26 protein-coding genes are annotated in these 25,038 nt (G+C 62.5%); 16 read left to right on the top strand and 10 right to left on the bottom strand.

Features of this window, described 5'->3' with window-relative positions; genetic code table 11:
* Together IEC33019_RS16640 and IEC33019_RS16635 are read left to right on the top strand one after the other, a co-directional pair.
* Positions 1–1,788 (top strand): GMC family oxidoreductase, encoded by a 1,788-nt coding sequence (locus IEC33019_RS16640; protein WP_070092483.1) that lies wholly within the window; start codon positions 1–3, stop codon positions 1,786–1,788.
* Positions 1,789–1,798: 10 nt separating this feature from the next.
* Entirely contained in the window at positions 1,799–3,103 is a 1,305-nt protein-coding gene (locus IEC33019_RS16635; RefSeq protein ID WP_070092482.1) for a cytochrome c, read from the top strand.
* Positions 3,104–3,301: 198 nt separating this feature from the next.
* Here the strand turns inward: IEC33019_RS16635 and IEC33019_RS27395 are convergent, their stop codons facing one another.
* The gene (locus tag IEC33019_RS27395) at positions 3,302–3,787 is read right to left on the bottom strand and encodes a hypothetical protein (protein WP_157765896.1); all 486 of its coding nucleotides are present in this window, start codon (positions 3,785–3,787) and stop codon (positions 3,302–3,304) included.
* Between the two features lie 218 nt (positions 3,788–4,005).
* Between IEC33019_RS27395 and IEC33019_RS16625 the strand changes: the two genes are divergently transcribed.
* Positions 4,006–5,004 (top strand): diguanylate cyclase domain-containing protein, encoded by a 999-nt coding sequence (locus IEC33019_RS16625; RefSeq protein ID WP_070092481.1) that lies wholly within the window; start codon positions 4,006–4,008, stop codon positions 5,002–5,004.
* A 137-nt stretch (positions 5,005–5,141) separates the two neighbouring features.
* Here IEC33019_RS16625 and lpdA read toward each other — a convergent pair whose 3' ends face one another.
* Genes lpdA through IEC33019_RS16605 form a run of 4 tightly spaced genes read right to left on the bottom strand, consistent with a single transcriptional unit; the run spans position 5,142 to position 10,088 of the window.
* Positions 5,142–6,521 carry a dihydrolipoyl dehydrogenase gene (gene lpdA, locus IEC33019_RS16620; protein ID WP_070092480.1) on the bottom strand — a complete coding sequence of 460 codons (1,380 nt, stop codon included), beginning with the start codon at positions 6,519–6,521 and terminating at the stop codon, positions 5,142–5,144.
* Between the two features lie 2 nt (positions 6,522–6,523).
* Complete coding sequence (locus IEC33019_RS16615; RefSeq protein ID WP_070092479.1) at positions 6,524–7,795, bottom strand: dihydrolipoamide acetyltransferase family protein; 1,272 nt, start codon at positions 7,793–7,795, stop codon at positions 6,524–6,526.
* Positions 7,796–8,854, bottom strand: a complete 1,059-nt coding sequence (locus IEC33019_RS16610) for an alpha-ketoacid dehydrogenase subunit beta (protein ID WP_070092478.1) — start codon at positions 8,852–8,854, stop codon at positions 7,796–7,798. It abuts the gene before it with no gap.
* A gap of 1 nt (position 8,855) precedes the next feature.
* Complete coding sequence (locus IEC33019_RS16605) at positions 8,856–10,088, bottom strand: 3-methyl-2-oxobutanoate dehydrogenase (2-methylpropanoyl-transferring) subunit alpha (protein WP_070092477.1); 1,233 nt, start codon at positions 10,086–10,088, stop codon at positions 8,856–8,858.
* A 197-nt stretch (positions 10,089–10,285) separates the two neighbouring features.
* Between IEC33019_RS16605 and bkdR the strand changes: the two genes are divergently transcribed.
* The 3 genes from bkdR to IEC33019_RS16590 all read left to right on the top strand — a co-directional run bounded on the left by bkdR (position 10,286) and on the right by IEC33019_RS16590 (position 13,871).
* Complete coding sequence (bkdR, locus tag IEC33019_RS16600; RefSeq protein WP_043210945.1) at positions 10,286–10,771, top strand: Bkd operon transcriptional regulator BkdR; 486 nt, start codon at positions 10,286–10,288, stop codon at positions 10,769–10,771.
* A gap of 387 nt (positions 10,772–11,158) precedes the next feature.
* Complete coding sequence (locus IEC33019_RS16595; protein WP_170831773.1) at positions 11,159–12,400, top strand: glutamine synthetase family protein; 1,242 nt, start codon at positions 11,159–11,161, stop codon at positions 12,398–12,400.
* A 130-nt stretch (positions 12,401–12,530) separates the two neighbouring features.
* Entirely contained in the window at positions 12,531–13,871 is a 1,341-nt protein-coding gene (locus IEC33019_RS16590) for an MFS transporter (RefSeq protein ID WP_070092475.1), read from the top strand.
* 61 nt (positions 13,872–13,932) lie between these two features.
* Here the strand turns inward: IEC33019_RS16590 and IEC33019_RS16585 are convergent, their stop codons facing one another.
* From IEC33019_RS16585 to flgA, 5 genes are all read right to left on the bottom strand, one after another.
* On the bottom strand, positions 13,933–14,490 hold the full coding sequence (locus IEC33019_RS16585) for a hypothetical protein (RefSeq protein WP_070092474.1): 558 nt from the start codon (positions 14,488–14,490) through the stop codon (positions 13,933–13,935).
* Positions 14,491–14,656: 166 nt separating this feature from the next.
* Positions 14,657–15,400: a flagellar brake protein gene (locus IEC33019_RS16580; RefSeq protein ID WP_070092473.1), complete on the bottom strand. Its 744-nt coding sequence runs from the start codon at positions 15,398–15,400 to the stop codon at positions 14,657–14,659.
* 80 nt (positions 15,401–15,480) lie between these two features.
* Positions 15,481–15,948, bottom strand: a complete 468-nt coding sequence (locus tag IEC33019_RS16575) for a flagella synthesis protein FlgN (RefSeq protein WP_070092472.1) — start codon at positions 15,946–15,948, stop codon at positions 15,481–15,483.
* 46 nt (positions 15,949–15,994) lie between these two features.
* A complete protein-coding gene (gene flgM, locus IEC33019_RS16570; protein ID WP_070092471.1) occupies positions 15,995–16,303 on the bottom strand; it encodes a flagellar biosynthesis anti-sigma factor FlgM in 309 nt (102 codons plus the stop codon).
* Between the two features lie 186 nt (positions 16,304–16,489).
* Positions 16,490–17,242 carry a flagellar basal body P-ring formation chaperone FlgA gene (gene flgA, locus IEC33019_RS16565; protein WP_070092470.1) on the bottom strand — a complete coding sequence of 251 codons (753 nt, stop codon included), beginning with the start codon at positions 17,240–17,242 and terminating at the stop codon, positions 16,490–16,492.
* A 63-nt stretch (positions 17,243–17,305) separates the two neighbouring features.
* Here flgA and IEC33019_RS16560 point away from each other — a divergent pair, with 63 nt between their 5' ends.
* The 10 genes from IEC33019_RS16560 to flgH all read left to right on the top strand — a co-directional run bounded on the left by IEC33019_RS16560 (position 17,306) and on the right by flgH (position 25,035).
* On the top strand, positions 17,306–18,235 hold the full coding sequence (locus IEC33019_RS16560; protein WP_070092469.1) for a chemotaxis protein CheV: 930 nt from the start codon (positions 17,306–17,308) through the stop codon (positions 18,233–18,235).
* 51 nt (positions 18,236–18,286) lie between these two features.
* Positions 18,287–19,114, top strand: a complete 828-nt coding sequence (cheR, locus tag IEC33019_RS16555) for a protein-glutamate O-methyltransferase CheR (RefSeq protein WP_043210928.1) — start codon at positions 18,287–18,289, stop codon at positions 19,112–19,114.
* Between the two features lie 213 nt (positions 19,115–19,327).
* Positions 19,328–19,735 (top strand): flagellar basal body rod protein FlgB, encoded by a 408-nt coding sequence (flgB, locus tag IEC33019_RS16550; RefSeq protein WP_070092468.1) that lies wholly within the window; start codon positions 19,328–19,330, stop codon positions 19,733–19,735.
* Between the two features lie 2 nt (positions 19,736–19,737).
* A complete protein-coding gene (gene flgC / locus IEC33019_RS16545) occupies positions 19,738–20,181 on the top strand; it encodes a flagellar basal body rod protein FlgC (protein WP_070092467.1) in 444 nt (147 codons plus the stop codon).
* A 15-nt stretch (positions 20,182–20,196) separates the two neighbouring features.
* Entirely contained in the window at positions 20,197–20,901 is a 705-nt protein-coding gene (flgD, locus tag IEC33019_RS16540; protein ID WP_070092466.1) for a flagellar hook assembly protein FlgD, read from the top strand.
* A 31-nt stretch (positions 20,902–20,932) separates the two neighbouring features.
* Positions 20,933–22,294 carry a flagellar hook protein FlgE gene (gene flgE / locus IEC33019_RS16535; RefSeq protein WP_070092465.1) on the top strand — a complete coding sequence of 454 codons (1,362 nt, stop codon included), beginning with the start codon at positions 20,933–20,935 and terminating at the stop codon, positions 22,292–22,294.
* A gap of 73 nt (positions 22,295–22,367) precedes the next feature.
* On the top strand, positions 22,368–22,553 hold the full coding sequence (locus tag IEC33019_RS16530; RefSeq protein WP_099593756.1) for a hypothetical protein: 186 nt from the start codon (positions 22,368–22,370) through the stop codon (positions 22,551–22,553).
* Positions 22,554–22,732: 179 nt separating this feature from the next.
* Entirely contained in the window at positions 22,733–23,473 is a 741-nt protein-coding gene (gene flgF, locus IEC33019_RS16525) for a flagellar basal-body rod protein FlgF (protein WP_070092463.1), read from the top strand.
* 48 nt (positions 23,474–23,521) lie between these two features.
* Complete coding sequence (flgG, locus tag IEC33019_RS16520; protein ID WP_043210912.1) at positions 23,522–24,307, top strand: flagellar basal-body rod protein FlgG; 786 nt, start codon at positions 23,522–23,524, stop codon at positions 24,305–24,307.
* 32 nt (positions 24,308–24,339) lie between these two features.
* Positions 24,340–25,035, top strand: a complete 696-nt coding sequence (flgH, locus tag IEC33019_RS16515; protein ID WP_070092462.1) for a flagellar basal body L-ring protein FlgH — start codon at positions 24,340–24,342, stop codon at positions 25,033–25,035.
* The last annotated feature ends 3 nt before the right edge of the window (positions 25,036–25,038 follow it).

Below are 25,038 nucleotides of genomic sequence, written 5' to 3'. Positions count from 1 at the left end.
ATGGCCCAGGTGATGAAGAAAGTCGATGCGGTCATCGTCGGGTTCGGCTGGACCGGCGCGATCATGGCCAAGGAACTGACCGAGGCAGGCCTGCACGTGGTGGCGTTGGAGCGTGGCCCGACCCGTGACACCTACCCGGATGGTGTCTATCCGCAGACCATGGACGAGCTGACCTACAACTCGCGCAAAAAGCTGTTCATGGACATCTCCCGCGAGACCGTGACCCTGCGCCACAGCGTGAACGATCTTGCCGTGCCGTACCGCCAGTTCGGGGCTTTCTTGCCGGGCACGGGCACCGGTGGGGCAGGGCTGCATTGGTCTGGCGTGCATTTTCGCGTGGACCCGATGGAGCTGCGCATGCGCAGCCACTATGAGGAACGCTATGGCAAGGCCTTCATCCCTGAAGGCATGACCATCCAGGATTTCGGCGTCAGCTACGAAGAGCTCGAGCCGTACTTCGATTTCGCCGAAAAAGTCTTCGGTACCTCCGGCACCGCCTGGTCGATCAAGGGCCAGGTGGTGGGCCGTGACAAAGGCGGCAACCCGTTCTCTGCAGACCGCTCCGATGACTTCCCACTGCCGGCGCAGAAGAACACCGTCTCGGCGCAACTGTTCGAGAAGGCCGCGCGCGAGGTGGGCTACCATCCTTACAACCTGCCCTCGGCCAACACCTCAGGGCCCTACACCAACCCCTATGGGGCGCAGATGGGGCCGTGCAACTTCTGTGGGTTCTGCAGTGGCTACGCCTGCTACATGTACTCCAAGGCCTCGCCCAACGTGAACATCCTGCCGGCCCTGCGTCAGGTGCCGAACTTCGAGCTGCGCAACAACGCCCACGTGCTGCGGGTGAACCTCAACGCCGAGAAGAACCTCGCCACTGGCGTGACCTACGTCGATCCCCAGGGCCGCGAAGTGGAACAGCCCGCGGACCTGGTGATCCTTGGCGCGTTCCAGTTCAACAACGTACGCCTGATGCTGCTCTCGGGCATTGGCAAGCCTTACGATCCGATCCGCAACGAAGGGGTGGTGGGACGCAACTTCGCCTTCCAGAACCTCTCCACCGTGACGGCGTTCTTCGACAAGAACAGCCACCACACCAACCCGTTCATCGGCGCGGGCGGCAATGGCGTGGCGGTGGATGACTTCAATGCCGACAACTTCGACCACGGCCCCGAAGGGTTCGTGGGTGGCTCGCCGTTCTGGGTCAACCAGGCCGGGACCAAGCCCATCTCCGGTACCAAGGTGCCGCCGGGCACGCCCAAATGGGGTAGCGCCTGGAAAGCTGCGGTGGCCGAGAGCTACAGCCACATGCTGTCGATGGATGCCCACGGTGCGCATCAGTCCTACCGCGACAACTACCTGGACCTGGACCCTGTGTACAAGGACGCCTATGGTCAGCCGCTGTTGCGCATGACCTTCGACTGGAAGGACAACGACGTGAAGATGAACCGCTTCATGGTCGAACGCATGCGCAAGATCGCCGAGGCCATGGGGCCCAAGGCGGTCACCGCATCGATGAAGGCGTTCGGTCAGCATTTCGATGCCACGGTCTATCAGACCACCCACCTCAATGGTGGGGCGATCATGGGCACCGACCCGAAGACCAGCGCGATCAATCGCTACCTGCAAAGCTGGGATGTCCATAACGTGTTCGTGCCGGGTGCCTCGGCCTTCCCCCAAGGGCTGGGCTACAACCCCACTGGGCTGGTGGCGGCGCTGACGTACTGGTCGGCGCGGGCCATCCGCGAGCAGTACCTCAAAAGCCCAGGCCCGCTGGTGCAGGCATAGGAGGCCGACCATGAAACGCATTCTGATCGCCGCCCTGAGCCTGGGCGCCAGTACCTTGCTGCACGCCGCCGACCCGGCCTTGGTCAAGCAGGGCGAATACCTCGCCCGGGCCGGGGACTGTGTGGCCTGCCACACCGCCAAGGGTGGTAAGCCCTTCGCCGGTGGGCTGCCCATGCCGACGCCCATCGGCACGGTCTACTCGACCAACATCACCCCGGACCCGAGCGGCATCGGCGACTACAGCTTCGAGGATTTCGAGCGTGCGGTGCGCCAGGGTATTGGCCTGAACGGCAGCACGCTGTACCCGGCCATGCCCTATCCGTCCTACGCTCGGGTCAGCGATGACGACATGAAGGCGCTGTATGCCTACTTCATGCACGGCGTGGAGCCGGTGGAGCAGGTGAACAAAGAGAGCGACATCCCATGGCCGCTGAGCATGCGCTGGCCACTGGCGTTCTGGCGCACGCTGTTCGCGCCCGAGGTCAAGCCGTTCGAGGCTGCCGGGCGTGATCCGGCAGTGGCCCGAGGGGCCTATCTGGTCGAAGGCTTGGGCCATTGCGGCGCCTGTCACACGCCGCGGGCGCTGACCATGCAAGAGAAGGCCCTGGATGCCGCCGGTGGGGACGCCTACTTGTCCGGCAGTGCACCGCTGGAAGGTTGGATCGCCAAGAACCTGCGCGGGGATCACAAGGACGGCCTGGGCAGTTGGAGCGAGGCACAGATCGTCGCCTTCCTCAAAACCGGGCGAAACGAGCGTACCGCGGTGTTCGGTGGTATGAGCGATGTGGTCGAGCACAGCATGCAGTACATGACGGACGCCGACCTCACCGCCATTGCCCGTTACCTCAAATCCCTACCGCCGGTGAACCCGGACGACAGGCCGTTCCAAGAGGACCGTCAGGTCGCCGAGGCGCTGTGGCAGGGAGACGATGCCAAGGCAGGCGCGGCGCTCTATGTGGACAACTGCGCCGCGTGCCACCGCACCGACGGCAAGGGGTACGCGCGGGTGTTCCCGGCGTTGGCTGGCAACCCGGTGCTGCAGAGCGCTGATGCCACCTCGCTGATCCACATCGTGCTCGAAGGCGCGACCCTGCCGGCCACGGCAACGGCGCCATCGACCTTCACCATGCCGGGCTTTGCCTGGCGGATGAAGGACCAGGCAGTGGCCGATGTGGTCAATTTCATTCGCAGCAGTTGGGGTAACCAGGCCGCGTCGGTGACGGCGAGCCAGGTGGCTGATTTGCGCGCCCAGCCACAGCCTGCACTGAAGGCCGAGTCGCTGGTCGGTGATACGACGGGGGTGAAAGAGCCGTGAAGTGACAGGGGGCCGCGTTGCGGCCCATCGCAGGCTTTGGTCCCCGGGATTGCGCCGCTCTCAAGGCTTGCGCAACCCTGTGGGAGCGGGTCACCGGCGAACACCGGCAGAGCCGGTGCCAAGCAGAGCGGTGTCTGTTTCGCGGGTAAACCCGCTCCTACAGGGTGCGCCGCCAGGCGTGTGGAGATGCCTGCACGCTTACAGCTCCACGTCCTGGCGTCCTGCCATTTTCGCCTGGGTCTTGAGCGCTACGTCTTCCTGCATCCGCTGGGCGATCTGCTGGTCGATCTTCTCCTTCTGCTCAGGCGGCAAGGCGTTGTATTCCTCCTCGCTCAGGCCCAGCTCGGCGAGGTACTTTTCCTTGATCTTTTCTTCCGGTGACTTGGCCATATAGTCGCGGAACGCCTCCAGGGCACCGCTGGTGTCCTGCTCGTTGACGCTGGCCTGCTGGCGCGCGGCAACGTCTGGGTTCTGCAGCATCACCATGAGTTTGGCGAAGGCTTCCTTGCGCGCGTCCTCGGTGTTCTGCCCGGACGTGCCGCTCTGGTTGTTCTGCTGTGGCGTGGCGGTGGCAGGGGCGACCGGCAGGCGCATTGGCAACACGCCAGCCAACGGCTGCTCGGCCCCTGCGCGGTTGTACTGCTGCACGGCGGTCTGCCAGCCCAGGCCATTGAGGGTGATCATCAGGTCTGCTCCTTGAGAATCAATGACGTCATCGAAGGGGCAAGACCTGTGCCAGCGGCTTGGAAAGGCATGAAAGCGGCCGCTTGGGCTATCTGGATCCAATCGGGTTTGGCGCTAAGCTTGCCACTCAAGGGCACAAGTTTGCCGCTTCGCGGCAACCACCATGACCATCAGCAGCCCAGAAAGGCGTAGTGGCTGGACACCAGGAGAGAGCGTCCATGAGTCAGCAGTCCGGGCCGTTGCCTGCCGGTTTCAGTGAGCAGCAACTGCACACCTTGTTCGATCTGATCAGCGACGGTATCTGGGATTGGGACGCCAATTCCGGTTACGTCTACCGCAACCCAGGCTGGTACGCCATGCTCGGTTACCAGACCCACTCGATGGCCAACACCGTGCTGACCTGGGAAAGCGTGATCCATCCGGAGGACTACCCCCGGGTGATGGCCCACTTCGAGGCGTACATCAACCAGCGCAACGAGCGTTACCGGATCGAATACCGTTGCCGCTGTCAGGATGGCAGCTACCTGTGGATCGAGGACAGCGGTCATATCATCGCCCGCAACGGGGATGGCTCGGTGGCGCGCATGCTCGGTGCCCATCGCAACATCGACGCGGGCAAGCGCCTGGTGATCGAGCTGCAGCAGAAGAACCAGTCCCTGGAGGCCTTGGTGGCCGAGCGCACCCGTGAGCTGTCCTGGGTCAATCAGCAACTGCAACGCCAGCTGGACGAAAATCTCGAACTGGCCGAGCGTGATGCCCTGACCCGTACCGCCAACCGCTATCGACTGGAAAAGACCCTGCATCAGGAATGCGAGCGTGCCCGGCGTTTCCGTCAGCCCTTGGCGCTGATCGTCATGGATATAGACGACTTCAAGCCGATCAACGACCGCTACGGCCATGCCCGAGGCGATGCGGCCCTGGTCGAGGCGGTGGAGCGCATCCGCCCGTGCCTGCGTTCGCAGGACCTGCTGGCGCGGTGGGGTGGTGATGAGTTCGTCGCCGTCCTGCCCCAGACCTCGGTGGAGCAAGCATTGGCGCTGGCGGCGCAGATCCGTCAGGCCATGGAGGATGTCGAGCCGATCGGCGATTGTCGCCTGACCATGAGTTTTGGGGTGGTGCGCTGGGAGGACGATGAAGACCAGCATGATCTGATGGCGCGGGCCGACCAGGCGCTGTATCGGGCCAAGGCGGCGGGCAAGAACACCATCTTCGAGTGATGGGCCCCTGTTCTTGAGTGTCGTGCGCACCTTGTGTGCGGGTTTACAGACATCGGCGAAATTCGGGGATTGAAGACAAAAAAATGCCCGCGGCGCCTGGGGCGCAGCGGGCCAAATCGGCTGTCGCCGCTTCAGTGTCAGATATGCAGTGCGTGGCCCAGGGCCCGCAGGGCCGCTTCCTGGACCGTCTCGCCCAGCGTCGGGTGGGCGTGGATGGTGCCGGCGATGTCTTCCAGGCGTGCGCCCATTTCCAGGGACTGGGCAAAGGCGGTGGACAGTTCCGAGACGGCCGCGCCCACGGCCTGCCAGCCGAGGATCAGGTGGTTGTCACGGCGGGCGACCACGCGCACGAAGCCGCTTTTCGATTCCAGGGTCATGGCCCGGCCATTGGCGGCGAAGGGGAACTGCGCGACGATGCAGTCCAGGCCTTGCTGGCTGGCTTGCTCGGGTGTCTTGCCGACCACCACCACTTCTGGGTCGGTGAAGCACACCGCGGCGATCGCGCTTGGCTCGAAGCGCCGCGCTTTGCCTGCGATGATTTCCGCGACCATCTCGCCTTGGGCCATGGCCCGGTGGGCCAGCATCGGTTCGCCCGCCACATCGCCAATGGCCCAGACATTGTGCATGCTGGTCTGGCAGTGCTCGTCGATGGCAATGGCCGCGCCGTTCATCGTCAGGTCCAGGCTTTCCAGGCCGAAGCCCTGGGTGCGTGGGCGACGTCCGACGGCCACCAGTACCTGATCGGCCTCCAGGCGCAGTTGCCCGCCTTGACCGTCATTGGCCAGCAGGCAGCCGTTTTCATAGCCTTCGACGCTGTGGCCCAGGTACAGGGCGATGCCCAGTTTCTTCACCGAGTCGGCTACCGGTTGGGTCAGTTCGGCGTCATAGGTCGGCAGGATGCGCTCGCGCGCTTCCACCACGCTGACCTGCACCCCCAGCTTGCGGTAGGCAATGCCGAGCTCCAGGCCAATGTAGCCACCGCCGACCACCACCAGGTGACGTGGCAGGGCCTTGGGCGCCAGGGCCTCGGTGGAGGAAATCACCGCGCCGCCCAGTGGCAGCATCGGCAGTTCGACGCTGGTTGAGCCGGTGGCCAGCAGCAGGTGCTCGCACTGGATCTTCTGGCCATCGACCTCGACGCTCTTGCCGTCGAGGATCTTCGCCCAGCCATGGATCACCTTGACCCCGTTCTTCTTGAGCAACGCGGCAACGCCGGAGGTCAGGCGATCGACGATGCCGTCCTTCCAGGCGATGCTGCGGGTGATGTCCAGGCGCGGCGAGGACACGCTGATGCCCAGCGCCGATTGTTCATCGTGGTGGCAGGCCTGGTGGAACTGCTCGGCCACGTGGATCAGCGCCTTGGACGGGATGCAGCCGATGTTCAGGCAGGTACCGCCCAGAGCCTGGCCTTCGACCAGGATGGTGGGAATGCCCAGTTGGCCGGCGCGGATGGCGGCGATGTAACCGCCAGGGCCGCCACCGATGATCAGCAGGGTCGTGTTGAGGATCGGTTGCATGCTTACTCCACGAACAGGCAGGCGGGTTGTTCCAGCAGGCCGCGCACGGCCTGGATGAACAGGGCAGCATCCATGCCGTCGACCACCCTGTGGTCGAAGGAGCTGGACAGGTTCATCATCTTGCGCACGACGATCTGGCCGTCGATCACCACGGGCCGTTCGACCATGCGGTTGACGCCCACGATGGCCACTTCCGGAGTATTGACCACCGGCGTGCTGGCGATGCCGCCGAGTGCGCCAAGGCTAGTCAGGGTGATGGTCGAGCCAGAGAGCTCGTCGCGGCTGGCCTTGTTGGTGCGCGCGGCATTGGCCAGGCGGGCGATCTCGCTGGCGTTGCTCCACAGGCTGCCGGCTTCGGCATGACGCAGCACCGGCACCATCAGGCCGTTGTCGCCTTGGGTGGCGATCCCCACATGCACCGCGCCGTGGCGGGTGATGACCTGGGCTTCGTCGTCATAGGTGGCGTTGATCTGCGGGAAGTCTCGCAGGGCCACGACCATGGCGCGCACGATGAACGGCAGCAGCGTCAGCTTGCCGCGGTCCTGGCCGTGCTTGAGGTTCAGTTGCTGGCGCAGGGCTTCGAGGGCGGTGACGTCGATTTCCTCGACGTAGCTGAAGTGCGCGACGCGACGCTTGGCGTCCTGCATACGTTGGGCGATCTTGCGACGCAGGCCGATCACCGGGATCTGCTCGCTGTCGGTGCGCTTGCCGTAGCCGCTCGGGGCCTGTCCGGCTGTGCTGTGGGGCTTGCTGATGAAGGCGTCGAGGTCTTCGTGGAGGATGCGTCCAGCGGGACCGCTGCCATGCACGTAGCGCAGCTCGATACCCGCGTCCAGGGCCCGTTTGCGCACCGCCGGGGAGGCCAGTGGCTTGTCGCTGGCCTGACGTGGCACGATCGGCGCGACGACGCTGGCGCTGGTTGGGGCGCTGGCGACCGGCTGCGGTTCGACGCGGGGTTCAGCAGCGACTGGTGCTGGCGCGGCAACGGCTTCGACCGGCTTGGCGTGGGGCTCATCCACATGGTTGCCGCTGCCTTCTACCTCGATGCGGATCAGCTCGCTGCCGACCGCCATCACTTCACCGGGCTGGCCGCCCAGGGCCACTACCTTGCCGCTGACCGGCGAGGGGATTTCCACGGTGGCCTTGTCGGTCATGACATCGGCCACCACCTGGTCCTCGGCGATCACATCGCCGACCTTGACGAACCACTCCACCAACTCGACCTGTGCGATGCCTTCGCCGATGTCCGGCATCTTGATGACGTGCGTGCCCATTCAGACCTCCATGACCCGTTTCAATGCCGCACCTACCCGCGAAGGACCTGGGAAGTAGGCCCACTCCTGCGCGTGGGGGTAGGGGGTGTCCCAGCCGGTGACGCGCTCGATCGGCGCTTCGAGGTGATGGAAGCAGTGTTCCTGCACCAGCGATACCAGCTCGGCGCCGAAGCCGCAGGTGCGGGTCGCCTCGTGGACCACTACGCAGCGGCCGGTCTTCTTCACCGACTCGACGATGGCTTCCAGGTCCAGCGGCCATAGGCTGCGCAGGTCGATGACTTCGGCATCGACGCCAGTCTCCTCGGCGGCCACTTGGGAGACATACACCGTCGTGCCGTAGGTCAGTACGGTGACGTCGTTGCCTGGGCGGGCAATGGCGGCCTTGTCGAGCGGCACCTGGTAATAGCCATCGGGCACCGCGCTCTGCGGGTGCTTGGACCACGGTGTTACCGGGCGGTCGTGGTGGCCGTCGAACGGGCCGTTATACAGGCGCTTGGGCTCGAGGAAGATCACCGGGTCGTCGCATTCGATCGAGGCGATCAGCAGGCCCTTGGCGTCATAGGGGTTGGATGGCATCACGGTGCGTAGGCCGCACACCTGGGTGAACATCGCCTCCGGGCTCTGGCTGTGGGTCTGGCCACCATAGATGCCTCCGCCGCACGGCATGCGTAGGGTCAGCGGGGAGGTGAACTGTCCGGCCGAGCGATAACGCAGGCGGGCCATCTCCGAGACAATCTGGTCGGAGGCAGGGTAGAAGTAGTCGGCGAACTGGATCTCCACCACCGGGCGCAGGCCGTAGGCACCCATGCCCACGGCAGTACCGACGATACCGCTTTCGGAGATCGGGGCGTCGAACACACGCGACTTGCCGTACTTGTTCTGCAGGCCTTCGGTGCAACGGAACACGCCGCCGAAGTAACCGACGTCCTGACCGTAGATCACCACGTTGTCGTCGCGCTCGAGCATGATGTCCATGGCCGAGCGCAGGGCCTGGATCATGGTCATGGTGGTGGTGGACATGGCGGATTCCAGATGGATGCTGTTGTTGTGATCGTTCATCTCAGACCCCCAGTTCCTGGCGCTGGCGGCGCAGGTGGTCGGGCATTTCCTTGTACACGTCCTCGAACATCGAGGCGGCGCTTGGAATGTGGCCGTTGCCCAGGGTGCCGAACTGCTCGGCGTCTTTCTGGGCCTTTATGATCTCGGCTTCAAGCTCGGCGGTGACCGCCTGATGCTCTTCTTCGGACCAGTGACCGGTGGCGATCAGGTGCTGCTTCAGACGGGTGATCGGATCGCCCAGCGGGAAGTGGCTCCAGTCATCGGCCGGGCGATACTTGGACGGATCGTCCGAGGTCGAGTGCGGGCCTGCGCGGTAGGTGACCCATTCGATCAAGGTCGGGCCCATGCCGCGGCGGGCACGTTCGGCGGCCCAGCGCGAGGCGGCGTAGACCGCGATGAAGTCGTTGCCATCGACCCGCAGGGAGGCGATGCCGCACCCTACGCCACGGCCTGCGAAGGTGGTGGATTCACCGCCGGCGATGGCCTGGAAGGTCGAGATCGCCCATTGGTTGTTGACCACGTTGAGGATCACCGGGGCGCGGTAGACGTGAGCGAAGGTCAGGGCGGTGTGGAAGTCGGACTCGGCGGTTGCGCCGTCGCCGATCCAGGCCGAGGCGATCTTGGTATCGCCCTTGATGGCCGAGGCCATGGCCCAGCCGACGGCCTGGACGAACTGAGTGGCCAGGTTGCCACTGATAGTGAAGAAACCGGCCTCGCGCACCGAGTACATGATCGGCAGTTGGCGACCTTTGAGCGGATCGCGCTCGTTGGACAGCAACTGACAAATCATCTCGACCAGGGATACGTCCCGGGCCATCAGGATGCTCTGCTGGCGGTAGGTCGGGAAGCACATGTCAGTGTATTGCAGGGCCAGCGCTTGGGCGCTGCCGATGGCTTCCTCGCCCAGGCTCTGCATGTAGAAGGACATCTTCTTCTGGCGCTGGGCAACCACCATGCGGTTGTCGAAGATCCGCGTCTTGAGCATGGCGCGCATGCCTTGGCGCAGGATCTGCGGGTCGATGTCCTCGGCCCACGGGCCGACAGCATTGCCCTGTTCGTCCAGCACTCGGATGAGGCTGTAGGACAGATCCGCAGTATCGGCGGGTTCTACATCGATCGGGGGTTTACGGACAAGACCGGCATCGTTCAGACGCAGGTAGGAAAAATCGGTCTGGCAGCCTGGCCGGCCGGTAGGCTCGGGCACATGCAGACGCAGGGGGGCGTACTCGTTCATGCTTTTTACGCTCGCTCGAATGTTGTTTTTGTGAGCTTTGAAGCGGTCGCCGCTGAGTACCGGCTTGTGACTGGTAGGTCAGCGCTAACTACATCATAGGGGGACGGCTGAAGAATTTTTCTCTCAAGTTGATTGCCTTTGCCTGAGGGGGAAGATAAACATTCCGCATAAACACAAAAATCCGGTGAATTTGTCTCATGCGCAAACTCGATCGCACCGATATCGGCATTCTCAACAGCCTCCAGGAAAATGCCCGCATCACCAACGCCGAGCTGGCCCGTTCGGTGAACCTGTCGCCCACGCCCTGTTTCAACCGGGTCAAGGCCATGGAGGAGCTGGGGGTGATCCGTCAGCAAGTGACCTTGCTCGCGCCCGAGGTGCTGGGGCTGGACGTCAATGTGTTCATCCACGTGAGCCTGGAGAAGCAGGTGGAGCAAGCGCTGCACCGCTTCGAAGAGGAAATCGCCGAGCGGCCGGAGGTGATGGAGTGCTACCTGATGACGGGTGACCCGGACTACCTGCTGCGCGTGCTGTTGCCCAGCATCCAGGCGCTGGAGCGCTTTCTCGATTATCTGACGCGCCTGCCGGGGGTGGCCAATATCCGTTCGAGTTTTGCCCTCAAGCAAGTGCGCTACAAGACCGCGCTGCCGTTGCCGGCCAATGGCATGACCTTGCGCGAATAGCTTCAGCGTGGGGCTTACCGGGGCGGTTCACCCCGCAGAGTGGCGGCGAATCCATGGACGCATTCGCGGGTAAACCCGCTCCTACAGGCACAGCGCTGCAGGTGAAGGCCGCGCCATTCTGGGAGCGGGGTCACCCGCGAATACGATGGTGAATACAGCGACGCATTTAGGGTGTTAATAAATTTCCACACTGGCATCAAACCCGCTTGATATTTTCAACAGCGGACGCCTATGTTGTGTCTTTCGCCATTCTCGGCACGCAAAAACAACAAGAAGGACAGCGTCATGACGACCGAAGCCCCGCGTTCCCTCTGCGAACGTCTGACCGGTATCGACGAGATCGAATGTGTCACCCCGGACCTCAATGGTGTACCCCGCGGCAAGGTGATGACCGCCGAAGGCTTCCTGGAGGGGCGCCGCTTGCAGATGGCTCGGGGTGTATTGCTGCAATGCATCATGGGCGGCTATCCGCCGGCCCGTTTCTATGGCAGCGATGACGGCGATCTGGCCCTGGTGGCCGAGCCTGTCCAGATCCATCACCTGCCCTGGAGCGACGAGCCGAGGGCGCTGGCCATCTGTGATGCGGTCGAGCTCAACGGCGTGCCGTCCGGGCTGTCCACCCGGGGTCAGCTCAAGGCCGTGATCGCGCGCTACGCCGCGCTTGGTCTTGCACCAGTGGTGGCGACGGAGCTGGAGTTCTTCGTCTTCGCGCCGAACACCGATCCACATCAGTCGTTCTTGCCGCCGGTGGGCAAGGATGGCCGTCGCGAGCTTGGCCACTCGGCATTCAGCGTCAGTTCCAACAATGGCTTGCGGCCGTTCTTCAATGAGGTGTATCAGTGCATGGCTGCCCTCGGGTTGCCTCGTGACACCTTCATGCATGAGATGGGCGTCAGCCAGTTCGAGATCAACTTGCTGCACGGCGACCCGCTGCTGCTGGCCGATCAGACGTTCCTGTTCAAACACCTGCTCAAGGAAGTGGCGCTCAAACATGGCCTGACCGTGGTGTGTATGGCCAAGCCGCTGGCCAGAACGCCGGGCAGCTCGATGCATATCCACCAGAGCCTGGTGCACATCGACAGTGGCCGCAACGTGTTCAGCGACGAGGCCGGGCAGCCGACCGAGACCTTCCACCACTTCATCGGCGGTTTGCAGGCCTGTATGGCGGACTTCACCGCGCTGTTCGCGCCGAACGTCAACTCCTACCAGCGGCTTTGCCATCCGTACGCCTCGCCCAACAATGCCTGCTGGTCCCATGACAACCGCGCAGCCGGCTTGCGTATCCCGGCCAGCTCGCCAGTGGCGCGGCGGGTCGAGAACCGCTTGCCGGGCGCCGACGCCAACCCCTACCTGGCCATCGCCGCGAGCCTGGCCGCTGGCCTGCACGGCATTGAGCAGCGTCTGCAGCCTACCGCTGCGATCCAGGGTGAATTCGAGGTTCCAGACCACCTGAGGCTGCCTTGTACCCTGCATGGCGCGTTGGAGCGCCTCTCGCGCAGCGCCTTGGCGCGGGAGATGTTCGGGAACGAATTCATCGATGGCTATTTCGCAACCAAGACCTTGGAGCTGACAGACTTTCTTGATGAAATCACGCCCTGGGAGCGACGGGTGCTGGCCGCACAGGCCTGATCGCGACACAACCGACACTGGACGCGCCCCTGTTCATCTATTTCGCCGATAGGGGCCTGCGCTGTGGCAAATTTGCTTTTATGCTTGCCTGCAAGCCAACGCCACCTAACCAGGGAGCCCGACGGGACGTATGCGAAACATCTGGAAGCCGTTTCAGTCGCTGTATTTCGCTGCCTTGATGATGCTGATCGGCTCGGGCCTGCTCAGTACTTACCTGGCCTTGCGCCTGGCCGCCGACCATGTGGACAGCCTATGGGTCGGCGCCTTGATGGCCGCCAACTATTTTGGCCTGGCCGTGGGCGGCAAGGTCGGTCACCGGCTGATCGGCAGGGTCGGACACATCCGGGCCTATGCCACGTGCGCGGGTATCGTCTGTGCGGCGGTGCTCGGTCACGGCATGACCAGCTGGCTTCCGGTATGGGTGGGGCTGCGGATGATCGTGGGCCTGGGGATGATGTGCCAGTACATGGTCATCGAGAGCTGGCTCAACGAGCAGGCCGATGTGAAGCACCGCGGGGCAGTGTTCAGCGGCTATATGATCGCCTCCTACCTGGGCCTGGTGCTCGGCCAATTGATCCTGGTGGTGCACCCGGAACTCGGCCCTGAACTGCTGATGCTGGTCGCCATGTGCTTTGCCCTGTGCCTGGTGCCGGTGGCGATGACCCGGCGTATCCACCCAGCGCCGCTGCGACCGGCACCGATGGAGCCCAAGTTCTTCCTCAAGCGGGTGCCGCAGTCGTTGTCCACCGTACTGGGCTCGGGCCTGATCGTCGGTTCGTTCTATGGTCTTGCGCCGCTGTATGCGGCCAACCAGGGGCTCACCACCGAGCAGATCGGTCTGTTCATGGGTAGCTGCATTTTCGCGGGGTTGGTGGTGCAGTGGCCGTTGGGCTGGCTGTCGGACCGCTACGACCGTGCAGTATTGATCCGCAGCGTCTCGATCGGGCTGGCACTGGCTGCCTTGCCGCTGGCGTTGCTGCCCAGCGTGCCGCTAGAGCTGCTGTTTGCCATCGGCTTTTTGATTTCGTTGCTGCAGTTCTGCCTGTATCCCCTGGCAGTGGCGTTCTCCAACGACCATGTCGAAAGCGAGCGACGTGTCTCGCTGACGGCCATGTTGCTGGTGACCTACGGCGTGGGCGCTTGTATCGGGCCGCTGGCGGCAGGGGTGCTGATGAAGCTCCTGGGGCCGCAGATGCTCTATGCCTTCTTCCTGTTCTTCGCCCTGGTGCTGGTATGGCGGATCCGGCCGAAGGCGGTCACTGGCCTGCATCAGGTACAGGACGCACCGCTGGGGCACGTGGCCATGCCGGCGGCAGGCTCGCCATTGTCGGCAGCGCTGGACCCGCGGGTCGATGAGCAGACCGTGCAGGAGGTGATGCAGGCGCCGGTGGCGGCGGAAGACACCGAAGAAGAAGCATCGACAGTCGAGCAGGGCGTGGAGCCGGCGTCCGCAACAGACAAGGCAACGTAAGGGCTACGCGGTCGCTGACGATCATGCCGGGATCGTCAGTGGCCAGGCTTCAAACGCGTGCTCAAACGTCCAGCAGTTCGATATTGCTCAGGCGGCACACCAGTACATCGCCCTCCCTCGAACTGGCATTGAGGAATGATCCTCCATTCAGCACGGCTTCACGATGGGGGTTGAGGGTGGACCGCGCCACTCTGAAGCCATCGCTGTTGCGCAGATAGAAATCTTTGTGGGCGGCGCTATTGGGATCACCGTTCCACGCATCGAGCATGTCGATTTTCCAGGTGGTAGACGGCAGTAGGTTGATGGGGTTGAGTGCATCGAGCATGCGTCCCACCACATGGGTGCCGTATACCCCCAACCAGCCGTTGTTGTTCTGTCGAAGCTCAGCCCCTCGATATTGCCAGGAGTCCGCGCAGGTGATCCGGTAATAAGTGCGGGTTTGCGTTTGTCGCTGGAAGGTGAATAAGAACCTCATCGGCTTGAAGTGCTTGCTTTCTTGGGTGCATAACCAACCGTCAATATCTGCGCTCGTGACGAAGTGGTCCTCTAATTGGGTGTGGGCGACGCCTATCCGGCCATATTGGCAATGCAGTTCGGCGGTGAAGCTGGCAGTGATCATGGAACCTCCGGTGTCTTGTCGCACCTTGTGTGGGTGCGTTACCGGACGTATTAGGTTCTGTGTTGAACCTCATCGGGAGCTGGAAATGCTTCTGCCTCGTAGCGGTTATCACTGTCGCCAAATGAAAACGCCACCCGGTGGGTGGCGTCTTGCGCTCGGAGCAGGATCAGTAATCGTCCTTGTCGAAGCGGCGGGCCTCACGTTGAAGCTGGTAGACGAAACTCTCGATCTTGCGCTGCATCTGGCCGTTGAGGTTGTGGAAGCGCACACCTGCGAATGTGGTGTTCAGGCGCTCCTCGAAGTGCAGGTGACGCAGTTCCACCATGGCTTGGGGCATGCCCAGCGGATTGCTGGCGGCAAAACGCTCGTACACCTCACCCAATTGCAGGCGCTCTTCGACGTTGCCCTCAAAGCGCAGCTTGCAGCCGGTGGCGGAGATGTCCAGCAACTTGCCACGCAGGGCGCCCTTGCCCTTGAGCCGCTCACCGTCGAGCACGATATCGACCAGCTGCGACAGCTTGAGGGCGGCGCGGAAGGCGTTGCGGCGCTGGTGGTAGGTCATCTCGGTGGGCAGGGGAGCACGGTAGCAGCGATGGCCATCGATTTCGGTGATGGTGGTCGCGGTGTTGCATTCCCAGGCGATGCGCACGCCGTCATGGAAGCCTTCGATGCGGAAGGGTTCGCCATTCTCGATGAACTTTTCGCCATCGCGCGGAATCATCTCGTCCAGCGCCACGGTGTTGGCGTCACGGTCCACATGCACCACGTAGCTTTGGAATCGCTGGCTGCGCTCAGGGAAGGTGATGATCAGCGGATCGTGGCTATCCAGCAATTGGCGCAGGTTGGCTGCGATCTCCAAGGGCGTGGTGAGCACCTTGGGCGGCTGGGGAGCATCGGATGCATTGAACACGGGTAATCAATCTCCAGGCAAAAACGACACACGCAAGTAACGGCATTTTGCCAGTATGTTCCGTGCCTTGATAGAAATAATCACACTTGGCTGATGGCGCGGGCCTTGGCCATGGGCGAGGTGGCGCCGCGGCTGTCATAGAGCGACGGAGAATCGCCACCCATGAGGATTCTGATCTGGTTGGCCGTGGCGTGTTGCTGCAGCTGGATGATCCGGCCGTTGGTCTCGTTGACCTTCTGACAGGCATCCATCAATTGGGTGAGTGCATCGAGCTGTTGCAGCATGACCTCGCCCAGGGAGGATTGCGCCGCCAGCGCCTGCACGCCGGCTCGGTCGGCAGAGAAGCCGAGGCCGACAAGCAGTTGGTTGCGCCGCATACCTTGCTGCTCGAGCAGGACGATCAGGGACTGCTTGCGTGCCAGGATGTTCTCCAGCACCAGCATGTCCCGGCCGTGCAGGGCGACGGCTTCTTTCTGAAGCAGTTCGAGCAGTTCCTGCGTGGGCGCGATGTCGTCTTCGATCAGTTGCAGCAAAGTGGTGTCGTGCATGGCTGGCTCTTGGTTTTTGCGTCCTTGAAGTCAGCGCCCCGGAGGGTTAGCGCTGGGCTTCGAAATCAAGCAGTTTGCTGGCGACCCGGCCGGCATCGACCTGATAGCTGCCATCGGCGATCGCCTGTTTCAACTGGGCCACGCGGGCGCTGTTGACTTCCGGCTGATCGCGCAGCTTGTCGCTGATCTTCTGCAACTGCTGGGCCTCTTGGCTGAGGTGTACCGCTTCTCCGCTGGCAGGCTGCGGCGCTTCGCTGGTTTCGCCGGCTTTCGGGGCGTTACCGGTCGCGGTGTTGCCGCGAACGCCGCCCGTGACGGACGGAGAATTATTCAAACGACTGAAGTCGATGACCATGATCAGAAACCTCTGGGAATTTGGACGCTTGCCCTGTTTTCGGCCAACCCGAAAAAAACTTTAGGCACGAATGTATCGTCGCCTGTCGGCAAGCGCGCATGACCCGTTTTCTGACACAGTTTAGGAAAACCCGTTCCCTGTCGCTAGTTTTTATCCTGTCCCGCCTGGCCGAAGCCCTCGCATACCTTACATGGCCACTTCGACCTGCCCAGGCCCGGTCACCCGTGCCTTGACCACTCGCTTGGAGTTCAGGTTGCGCACGCGAATCTGCTCGGACAGCCCACCTTTGCTCAAGGCTTCGCCCGGCATGCGCACGCTCAGGCTGCCGCTGCGGGCTGTGATCACCACATGATCGCCCTTGCGCACCACTTCGGCCTGTTCCAGATGCTGGGGCGTCAGGACCTGGTCGAGCACGGTCGGACGCACCAGCTTCATGCCCACGGCCTGTTCCAGGTCGGTGAGAAAGCCCTGGTTGAGCGTGCCCACGTCCCGTTCGCGCAGGCTGACATCGCCTTCGCCGATCACGCTCTCGCGCCTGAGCGGGCGGGCCATGACCACCACTTCGCGAAACAGCTTTACCTGGGCCGGAACGAACACGGTCCAAGGCGCACTGCCGGCGCAGCGTACCCGCACCGTGACCCTTCCCAATGGCTGCGCCGGGCTTTCCAGCGAGGCGTCCAACTGCTGGCTGCACAGTGGCATGCGCAGGCGCGGGTCGAGCGGGTTGACCTGGATCTCGTAGCGACCGGTGGTCTGGCTGGTGGCCAGATAATCCTCCACGGTGAATTCAAGAAACCCCTGGGTGACGCCGATAAGTTGTTCAGGCAAGGTAACCGCATCGGCCAGCACGCGTATGCCGGGTGCCAGCAGGCATAGCGCCATCATCAAGCCGGTCATCAGGCGCTTCAGGCGTCGGGAAAATGTCGTTTTCGTGTACATGGCGCTCAAAAAAGCAAAGCCCGTGCCGACTCGGTACATGGGCGAAAACTAGAGGAGTCTGGCATGGCTGGAGTCATGGATTCGGTCAACCAGCGCACGCAACTGGTGGGGCAGAATCGCCTGGAGCTGTTGCTGTTCCGCCTCAATGGCGAGCAGCTCTACGGCATCAACGTGTTCAAGGTTCGGGAAGTACTGCAGTGCCCGGAGTTGACCTTGTTGCCCAAGTCCCACCCGGTGGTGCGTGGGGTGGCCAACATTCGCGGTGCGACCATCCCCATCCTCGACCTGTCGATGGCCACTGGCTTGCCGGGGCTGCGGGAAGAAACGCGCAACAGCTTCGTGATCATCACTGAGTACAACACCAAGACCCAGGGCTTTCTGGTGCACTCGGTCGAGCGCATCGTCAACATGAACTGGGAAGAGATCCATCCGCCACCCAAGGGAACCGGTCGTGACCACTACCTGACCGCCGTCACGCGTGTGGATGGTCGGATGGTGGAGGTCATCGACGTGGAGAAGGTCCTCGCCGAAGTGTCGCCCTCTTCGGAGGAAGTGTCCCAAGGCGTGGTCGATGCCGAGGTCCAGGACAAGGCAATGATGCTGCGCGTGCTCACCGTCGACGATTCGTCGGTGGCGCGCAAACAGGTCAGTCGCTGCCTGCAGTCGGTGGGTGTGGAGGTGGTGGCGCTCAACGATGGTCGCCAGGCGCTGGACTACCTGAACAAGCTGGTGGATGAGGGCAAACGTCCGGAAGAGGAGTTCCTGATGATGATCTCCGACATCGAGATGCCGGAGATGGATGGCTACACCCTGACCGCGGAGATCCGCAGCGATCCACGCATGCAAAACCTGCACATCCTCCTGCATACTTCGTTGTCCGGGGTCTTCAACCAGGCCATGGTCAAGAAGGTCGGCGCCGACGACTTCCTGGCCAAGTTCAAGCCGGACGACCTGGCCCAGCGGGTGGTCGACCGGATCAAGGCGACGCATTGAAACGGCCAGGGGGCAACTCCTGGCACCAGGGATTTGAAAGAGGCGGCAGCATTGTCTACGGGTAATTTGGATTTTGAACAGTTCCGGGTCTTCCTGGAGAAAGCCTGTGGCATCCTGCTGGGCGAGAATAAGCAATACCTGGTCTCCAGCCGTCTCAACAAGCTGATGGAGCAGCAGGGCATCAAGTCGCTCGGTGAGTTGGTGCAGCGTATCCAGAGCCAGCCGCGCAGCGGGTTGCGCGAGCAGGTGGTCGACGCGATGACGACCAACGAAACCCTGTGGTTCCGCGACACCTATCCGTTCGAAGTGCTCAAGAACAAGGTGATTCCGGAGTTCATCAAGAACAACCCAGGCCAGCGCCTGCGTATCTGGTCGGCTGCGTGCTCCTCGGGGCAGGAACCGTACTCGATCTCCATGGCCATCGACGAGTTCGAGCGCAGCAACCTGGGGCAGTTGAAGATGGGGGCGCAGATCGTTGCCACCGACCTGTCCGGGTCGATGCTGACCAACTGCAAGACCGGCGAGTACGACAGCCTGGCCATTGGTCGTGGCTTGTCCCAGGAGCGCCTGCAGCGCTATTTCGATACCAAGGGGCCGGGCCGCTGGGCGGTGAAGGCGCCGATCCGTAGTCGGGTCGAGTTCCGCTCCTTCAACCTGCTCGACAGCTATGCCGCCCTGGGCAAGTTCGACATCGTGTTCTGCCGTAACGTGCTGATCTATTTCTCGGCCCAGGTCAAGAAGGACATCCTCATGCGCATCCATAGCACGCTCAAGCCGGGCGGGTATCTGTTCCTTGGCGCATCCGAGGCGCTCAACGGGTTGCCGGATCACTACCAGATGGTCCAGTGCAGTCCGGGGATCATCTACCAGGCTAAATAAATCAGAAAGGGGCCGCTTCGCGGCCCCGTTTTTTTTGCCGGTGCCCATTGCCGCTTTGCTGACGCCAAGCGGTAAACCATTGCCGCTTTTCTGGCATTGCCGCCGGCAAGCAATGCCTTAATGCCCGGTTTTGCTGGGGCTTTCTCGCTTGGCACAAACCTTGCTCTAGCTTGCTCACGATTCTTCCGGTCAACCTTCGAAGGTTTCCCAGACATGAGCATCAGCTTCGACAAGGCGCTCGGCATCCATGAGCAGGCATTGAGCTTCCGCGCCCAGCGCGCCGAGGTGCTGGCCAACAACATCGCCAACGCCGACACGCCCAACTACAAGGCGCGTGACATGGATTTCTCGGCGGTGCTTGCCGCTGAAGCCGACAAGCAACAGAAGGGGCGCATTGCCCTGGACCGCACCAATACCCGCCACATCGAGGCCGAAGGCCTGGCCATGGGCGACGATACCCTCAAGTATCGTACGCCGATGCAGCCGTCGATCGACCAGAACACCGTGGACGCCCAGATCGAGCAGTCCAACTACGCAGAGAACGCCATCGGCTTCCAGGCCAGCTTCACCCTGCTCAACAGCAAATTCAAAGGGCTGGTTTCGGCCCTGCGTGGAGAGTGACCATGTCCCTTGCCAGTGTCTTCAATATTGCCGGTAGCGGCATGAGCGCGCAGAACACTCGCCTCAATACCGTCGCCTCCAACATCGCCAACGCCGAGACCGTTTCCTCAAGCATCGACCAGACCTATCGTGCGCGTCATCCGGTATTCGCCACCACGTTCCAGCAAGCCCAGAGCGGCGCCGGACAGTCGCTGTTCCAGGACCAGGGTGAGGCGGGGCAGGGCGTGCAAGTGATGGGTATCGTCGAGGACCAGAGCAACCTCGAGGCGCGCTATGAGCCTAACCATCCGGCGGCGAACAAGGACGGCTACGTCTACTACCCCAATGTCAATGTGGTGGAGGAGATGGCCGACATGATCTCCGCCAGCCGCGCGTTCCAGACCAACGCCGAGCTGATGAACACCGCCAAGACCATGATGCAGAAGGTGCTGACCCTCGGTCAGTGATAAGGAGTCAGGATCATGGCAGTCAACAGCACCGGCGGTGTGAACCTCAACGACGTCCTGTCGGCGTCGGGTGTCAGCACCGGCACCACCAAGAAGCCTACGACCGAGAACACTGACAAGAACGCCCTGGGCAAGGATGCGTTCCTGCAGTTGCTGGTCACCCAGATGCAGCACCAGAACCCGCTCGACCCGCAGGACAACAGCGAGTTCGTCGCTCAGTTGGCGCAGTTCAGCAGCCTGGAAGGCATCACCACCCTCAACAGCACGGTCAATTCGATTGCCGGTGCCATGGGCTCGTCCCAGGCTCTGCAGGCCTCGTCGCTGGTGGGTCGCTCGGTGATCGTGCAGAACGACAAGGCGGTGGTCGATACCACTCAGAGCTTCAATGGTCAGTTCATCGTCCCGCAGGGTATCAGCGAGGCGAAGATCACCATCAAGGATAAGGACGGCAACACCATCAAGACCATCGAGTTGGGTCAGCAGAAAGCCGGTTACGCCGACTTCATCTGGGATGGCACCAACGACAAGGGTGAGAAGGTCGACCCGGGCACCTACAGCTTCTCGGCGACCACCATGGTCGATGGCAAGTCGACGCAGATGTACACCCTGCTGCCGGCCAAGGTCACCAGCGTCAGCATCAACCCCAATGGCGAGATGATGCTCAACCTTGCAGGGCTCGGGAAAGTTTCTCTGTCCAGTGTGCAAACCATTGGTATCTAAGGCCGGCTAGAGCGGCACAAGGAGCGAATTCATGTCTTTCAACATCGGTCTTAGTGGTCTGTACGCTGCCAACAAGCAGCTGGATGTCACCGGTAACAACATCGCCAACGTCAACACCGTTGGCTTCAAGTCGTCGCGCGCCGAGTTCGCGGACGTCTATGCAGGCGCCAACCGTCTGGGTGTGGGCAAGAACCAGGTGGGCAATGGTGTGCGTCTGGCGGCGGTTTCCCAGCAGTTCAGCCAGGGTGACATCAACAATACTGGCAACGTGCTGGACATGGGTATCCAGGGGCAGGGCTTCTTCGTGCTGTCCGACAACGGCTCGATGGTCTACACCCGTGCTGGTGCCTTCCAGACCAACAAGGACAACTACGTGGTCACCTCGGACGGTCTGCGCCTGCAGGGCTACGCCGCCGACTCCACCGGCAAGATCCAGAAGGGCGTGCTGAGCGACCTGAAGATCGACACTTCCGCGCTGGCGCCGAAGGCCACGTCCCTGATCGACCAGGGCATCAACCTCAACTCCTCGGCTACCGATATTCCTTTGCAGGTGCTCGACAACAGCACGCCGCCGGTACTGGTGCCGAACAAGCCGTTCGACCCCTCTGACGAAACCACCTACACCAAGTCGTTCCCGACCAAGGTGTACGACAGTCAGGGCAACGAACACACCATGGAGCAGTTCTATCGCAAGACCGGCACCAACCAGTGGACCATGTACACCCTGGTCGATGGTCGCAACCCGTTCGATCCGGCCAGTACCACCCCGCTGAGCGGTACCATCAGCTTCAACAGCGACGGTTCGGTCAATGCGATGACGGCCAACAACACCGGCCTGCCGGCTGGCTCGTCGTTCACCGTCAGCAACAACACCTTCACCATGACTGGCTGGATTCCGGCGGCGAAGAATGCGGCCGGTAACTGGGCGGCCAATGGCGCGGCGGGCAACGCCGGTGGCATGCGTCTGTCGATGAACAGCACCACCTCCTACAACACCGAAACCGCGCGCATGTCACAGTCCCAGGACGGTTACGCGACCGGCATCCTGTCGAGCCTGAGCATCGACTCCACCGGTGTGATGTTCGCCAGCTTCAGCAACCAGCAGTCCCGTGCCATCGGCCAGGTGGCTGTGGCCAGCTTCGCCAACGAGCAGGGCCTGCAGCAGATCGGTGGTACCCGCTGGACCGAAACCTTCTCGTCCGGCATTCCAGGCATCGATGCGCCCAAGACCGGTACCTTGGGTAGCGTGGAGTCCAACTCGCTGGAAGCTTCCAACGTCAACCTGACCCAGGAGCTGGTCGAGCTGATCAAGGCGCAGAGCAACTACCAGGCCAACGCCAAGACCATCTCTACCGAAAGCACCATCATGCAGACCATCATCCAGATGACCTGATGGTCGCTGGTCGGTCGAGTGTGCGCGAACCCCTTTCCTGGTAAAGGGGTTCGTCGTTTTCGAGGAAAGGCTCATGAAGAAGTGGATCGTGACGCTCGCCGCAGCGCTGTGCCTGCTCCAGGCCCAGGCAGCTGCGGCGCCGTGGTGGCGCTGGGAGAGTCAGGCCGATGGCCGCCTGGTGTGCTCGCAGTGGTCGCCGGGGGAGGGGTGGAAGCGCTTCGCCGGCCCCTACAACAACGCTGGTTGCCGCGAGCTGTAGCCAATTGCCGTCAGCGGCAAGATGGCGCCGGATATCCGGCGTCGCCCATTCCAAAGGCTTCCCTCAAAGCCCGTATTCACGGGCTTTTTCATGCTTTTCAAAAGTTGGTTCGGAACTTGCTTTAGTGCCTGCACAGCAACGTCGGCGGCAATCGCTCGTCAGTGCAGTGGAGAATGACTGTGGACAAAATGCTTTACGTGGCCATGACCGGCGCCAGCCAGAACGCGCTGGCCCAGCGGGCCCACGCCAACAACCTGGCGAACGTTTCCACCAACGGTTTTCAGCGCGACCTGGAGCAGGCGCGTTCGATGCCGGTGTTCGGTGACAGCTTTCCGGCGCGCGCCTTCGCCATGAGCGAACGCCCGGCCACGGATTTCACTGCTGGCGCGATGGTCGAGACCGGTCGCGAACTGGACGTGGCAGTCACCGGTGATGGCTTCATCGCCGTGCAGGCACCGGACGGCAGCGAAGCCTATGTGCGCACCGGCAGCCTCAACATCGATGCCCTGGGTGTGCTGCGTGCCGGCAATGGCATGCCCGTGATGGGCAACGGAGGCCCAATCGCGATTCCGCCGGAGCAGAAGGTGGAGATCGGCGAAGACGGCACCATCAGCATTCGTGCCATGGGCGAGGATCCGCGGGTCATGGCTGAGGTCGACCGCATCAAGCTGGTCAATCCGGACACCAAGACCCTGACCAAGGGCCTGGACGGCATGATCCACACCAAGAGCGGCCAGCCCGCCGACGCCGACGTCAATGTGCGGGTGGTGTCGGGCTTTTTGGAATCGAGCAACGTCAATGCCGTCGAGGAAATGACCTCGGTGCTGGCGCTGTCCCGTCAGTTCGAACTGCACGTCAAGATGATGACCGCGGCCAAGGAAGGCGATGAAGCCATGGCGCGTGTTTTGCAAATCGGCTAATCACTTTTGAACGGGTGCCGTAAAACAGGCGCACGAGGAGAACACTAAATGCTTCCGGCTCTTTGGGTCGCTAAGACCGGCCTGTCCGCCCAGGACACCAACCTGACCGTCATCTCCAACAACCTGGCGAACGTTTCGACCACCGGCTTCAAGCGTGATCGCGCCGAGTTCCAGGACCTTCTGTACCAGATCAAGCGTCAACCGGGTGCCCAATCGACCCAGGACAGCGAACTGCCTTCGGGCCTGCAGGTCGGTACCGGTGTGCGTATCGTCGGCACCCAGAAGAACTTCCAGACCGGCAGCCTGCAGACCACCGAGAACCCGCTGGACATGGCCGTCAATGGTCGCGGTTTCTTCCAGGTCCTGCAGCCTGATGGCACTGTTTCGTACACCCGTGACGGCACCTTCCACCTGAACTCCGACGGCCAGATCGTCACCGCCAACGGTTTCGCCCTGGAGCCTGCGATCGTCGTGCCGCCGGATGCCCAGACCTTCACCGTCGGCCAGGACGGCACCGTGTCGATCACCACCGCCGGCAACCCGGCCGCGCAGATCATTGGCAACATCCAGACCGCCGACTTCATCAACCCGGCAGGGCTGCAGGCCATCGGCAACAACCTGTTCCTCGAGACCGCCGCCAGTGGCGCGCCACAGGTCGGCACCCCGGGCCTGAACGGCTTCGGCACCACCCTGCAGCAGACCTTGGAGAACTCCAACGTCAGCACCGTGGAAGAACTGGTGAACATGATCACCACCCAGCGCGCCTACGAGATGAACTCCAAGGTCATCTCCACCGCCGACCAGATGCTGTCGTTCGTCACCCAGCAGCTGTAAGACCCAAGCCCGTTACACGTGAGGTAAGCGTCATGAATCGTCTGTTGTCCGTCTTCGCCCTGGGGGGCGCGGTGTTGTTGGCCGGTTGCGTCGCACCGACGCCCAAGCCGAACGACCCGTACTATGCGCCGGTTCTGCCGCGTACCCCTTTGCCGGCGTCGGCGGCCAACGGTTCGATCTATCAGGCCGGTTTCGAACAGAACCTGTACACCGACCGCAAGGCGTTCCGGGTGGGTGACATCATCACCATCACCCTCAACGAGCGCACCTCGGCGAGCAAGAACGCGGGTTCCCAGATCCAGAAGAACAGCAACGCCAACATCGGTCTGACCTCGCTGTTTGGCACTACGCCGAACACCGACAACCCGTTCGGTGGCGGTGACCTGTCCCTGGAGGCTGGTTACAAAGGCGAGCGGGCGACCAAGGGTGACAGCAAGGCCACCCAGGGCAATACCCTGACCGGTTCGATCACCGTCACCGTGGCTGAAGTGCTGCCCAATGGCATCGTCGCCGTGCGTGGCGAGAAGTGGCTGACCCTGAACACTGGCGAGGAACTGGTGCGCATCGCCGGCCTGATTCGCGCCGATGACATCGCCACCGACAACACCGTGCCGTCCACGCGTGTGGCCGATGCGCGCATCACCTACTCGGGGACAGGCTCGTTCGCAGATGCCAGTCAGCCCGGTTGGCTGGACCGCTTCTTCATGAGCCCGCTTTGGCCCTTCTGAGTC

Origin of the sequence: Pseudomonas putida (assembly GCF_002741075.1) — a bacterium.
In the GTDB taxonomy this organism is placed as follows: Bacteria; Pseudomonadota; Gammaproteobacteria; order Pseudomonadales; family Pseudomonadaceae; genus Aquipseudomonas; species Aquipseudomonas putida_T.
The sequence above is the reverse complement of the archived record's forward strand: the minus strand, read 5'-3'. Positions and strand labels throughout refer to the sequence as shown.

Bases quoted from the DNA above. Each gene is read 5' to 3' on its own strand.
- IEC33019_RS16585 (WP_070092474.1), bottom strand. From the start codon at position 14,490: ATGATCACTGCCAGCTTCACCGCCGAACTGCATTGCCAATATGGCCGG.
- flgC (WP_070092467.1), top strand. From the start codon at position 19,738: ATGTCCCTTGCCAGTGTCTTCAATATTGCCGGTAGCGGCATGAGCGCG.
- flgA (WP_070092470.1), bottom strand. From the start codon at position 17,242: ATGTACACGAAAACGACATTTTCCCGACGCCTGAAGCGCCTGATGACC.
- IEC33019_RS16625 (WP_070092481.1), top strand. From the start codon at position 4,006: ATGAGTCAGCAGTCCGGGCCGTTGCCTGCCGGTTTCAGTGAGCAGCAA.
- flgM (WP_070092471.1), bottom strand. From the start codon at position 16,303: ATGGTCATCGACTTCAGTCGTTTGAATAATTCTCCGTCCGTCACGGGC.
- IEC33019_RS27395 (WP_157765896.1), bottom strand. From the start codon at position 3,787: ATGATCACCCTCAATGGCCTGGGCTGGCAGACCGCCGTGCAGCAGTAC.
- IEC33019_RS16610 (WP_070092478.1), bottom strand. From the start codon at position 8,854: ATGAACGATCACAACAACAGCATCCATCTGGAATCCGCCATGTCCACC.
- IEC33019_RS16530 (WP_099593756.1), top strand. From the start codon at position 22,368: ATGAAGAAGTGGATCGTGACGCTCGCCGCAGCGCTGTGCCTGCTCCAG.
- flgE (WP_070092465.1), top strand. From the start codon at position 20,933: ATGTCTTTCAACATCGGTCTTAGTGGTCTGTACGCTGCCAACAAGCAG.
- lpdA (WP_070092480.1), bottom strand. From the start codon at position 6,521: ATGCAACCGATCCTCAACACGACCCTGCTGATCATCGGTGGCGGCCCT.
- IEC33019_RS16640 (WP_070092483.1), top strand. From the start codon at position 1: ATGGCCCAGGTGATGAAGAAAGTCGATGCGGTCATCGTCGGGTTCGGC.
- flgD (WP_070092466.1), top strand. From the start codon at position 20,197: ATGGCAGTCAACAGCACCGGCGGTGTGAACCTCAACGACGTCCTGTCG.
- flgH (WP_070092462.1), top strand. From the start codon at position 24,340: ATGAATCGTCTGTTGTCCGTCTTCGCCCTGGGGGGCGCGGTGTTGTTG.
- IEC33019_RS16590 (WP_070092475.1), top strand. From the start codon at position 12,531: ATGCGAAACATCTGGAAGCCGTTTCAGTCGCTGTATTTCGCTGCCTTG.
- flgB (WP_070092468.1), top strand. From the start codon at position 19,328: ATGAGCATCAGCTTCGACAAGGCGCTCGGCATCCATGAGCAGGCATTG.
- IEC33019_RS16605 (WP_070092477.1), bottom strand. From the start codon at position 10,088: ATGAACGAGTACGCCCCCCTGCGTCTGCATGTGCCCGAGCCTACCGGC.
- bkdR (WP_043210945.1), top strand. From the start codon at position 10,286: ATGCGCAAACTCGATCGCACCGATATCGGCATTCTCAACAGCCTCCAG.
- flgG (WP_043210912.1), top strand. From the start codon at position 23,522: ATGCTTCCGGCTCTTTGGGTCGCTAAGACCGGCCTGTCCGCCCAGGAC.
- IEC33019_RS16615 (WP_070092479.1), bottom strand. From the start codon at position 7,795: ATGGGCACGCACGTCATCAAGATGCCGGACATCGGCGAAGGCATCGCA.
- IEC33019_RS16595 (WP_170831773.1), top strand. From the start codon at position 11,159: ATGACCGCCGAAGGCTTCCTGGAGGGGCGCCGCTTGCAGATGGCTCGG.
- IEC33019_RS16560 (WP_070092469.1), top strand. From the start codon at position 17,306: ATGGCTGGAGTCATGGATTCGGTCAACCAGCGCACGCAACTGGTGGGG.
- IEC33019_RS16635 (WP_070092482.1), top strand. From the start codon at position 1,799: ATGAAACGCATTCTGATCGCCGCCCTGAGCCTGGGCGCCAGTACCTTG.
- IEC33019_RS16575 (WP_070092472.1), bottom strand. From the start codon at position 15,948: ATGCACGACACCACTTTGCTGCAACTGATCGAAGACGACATCGCGCCC.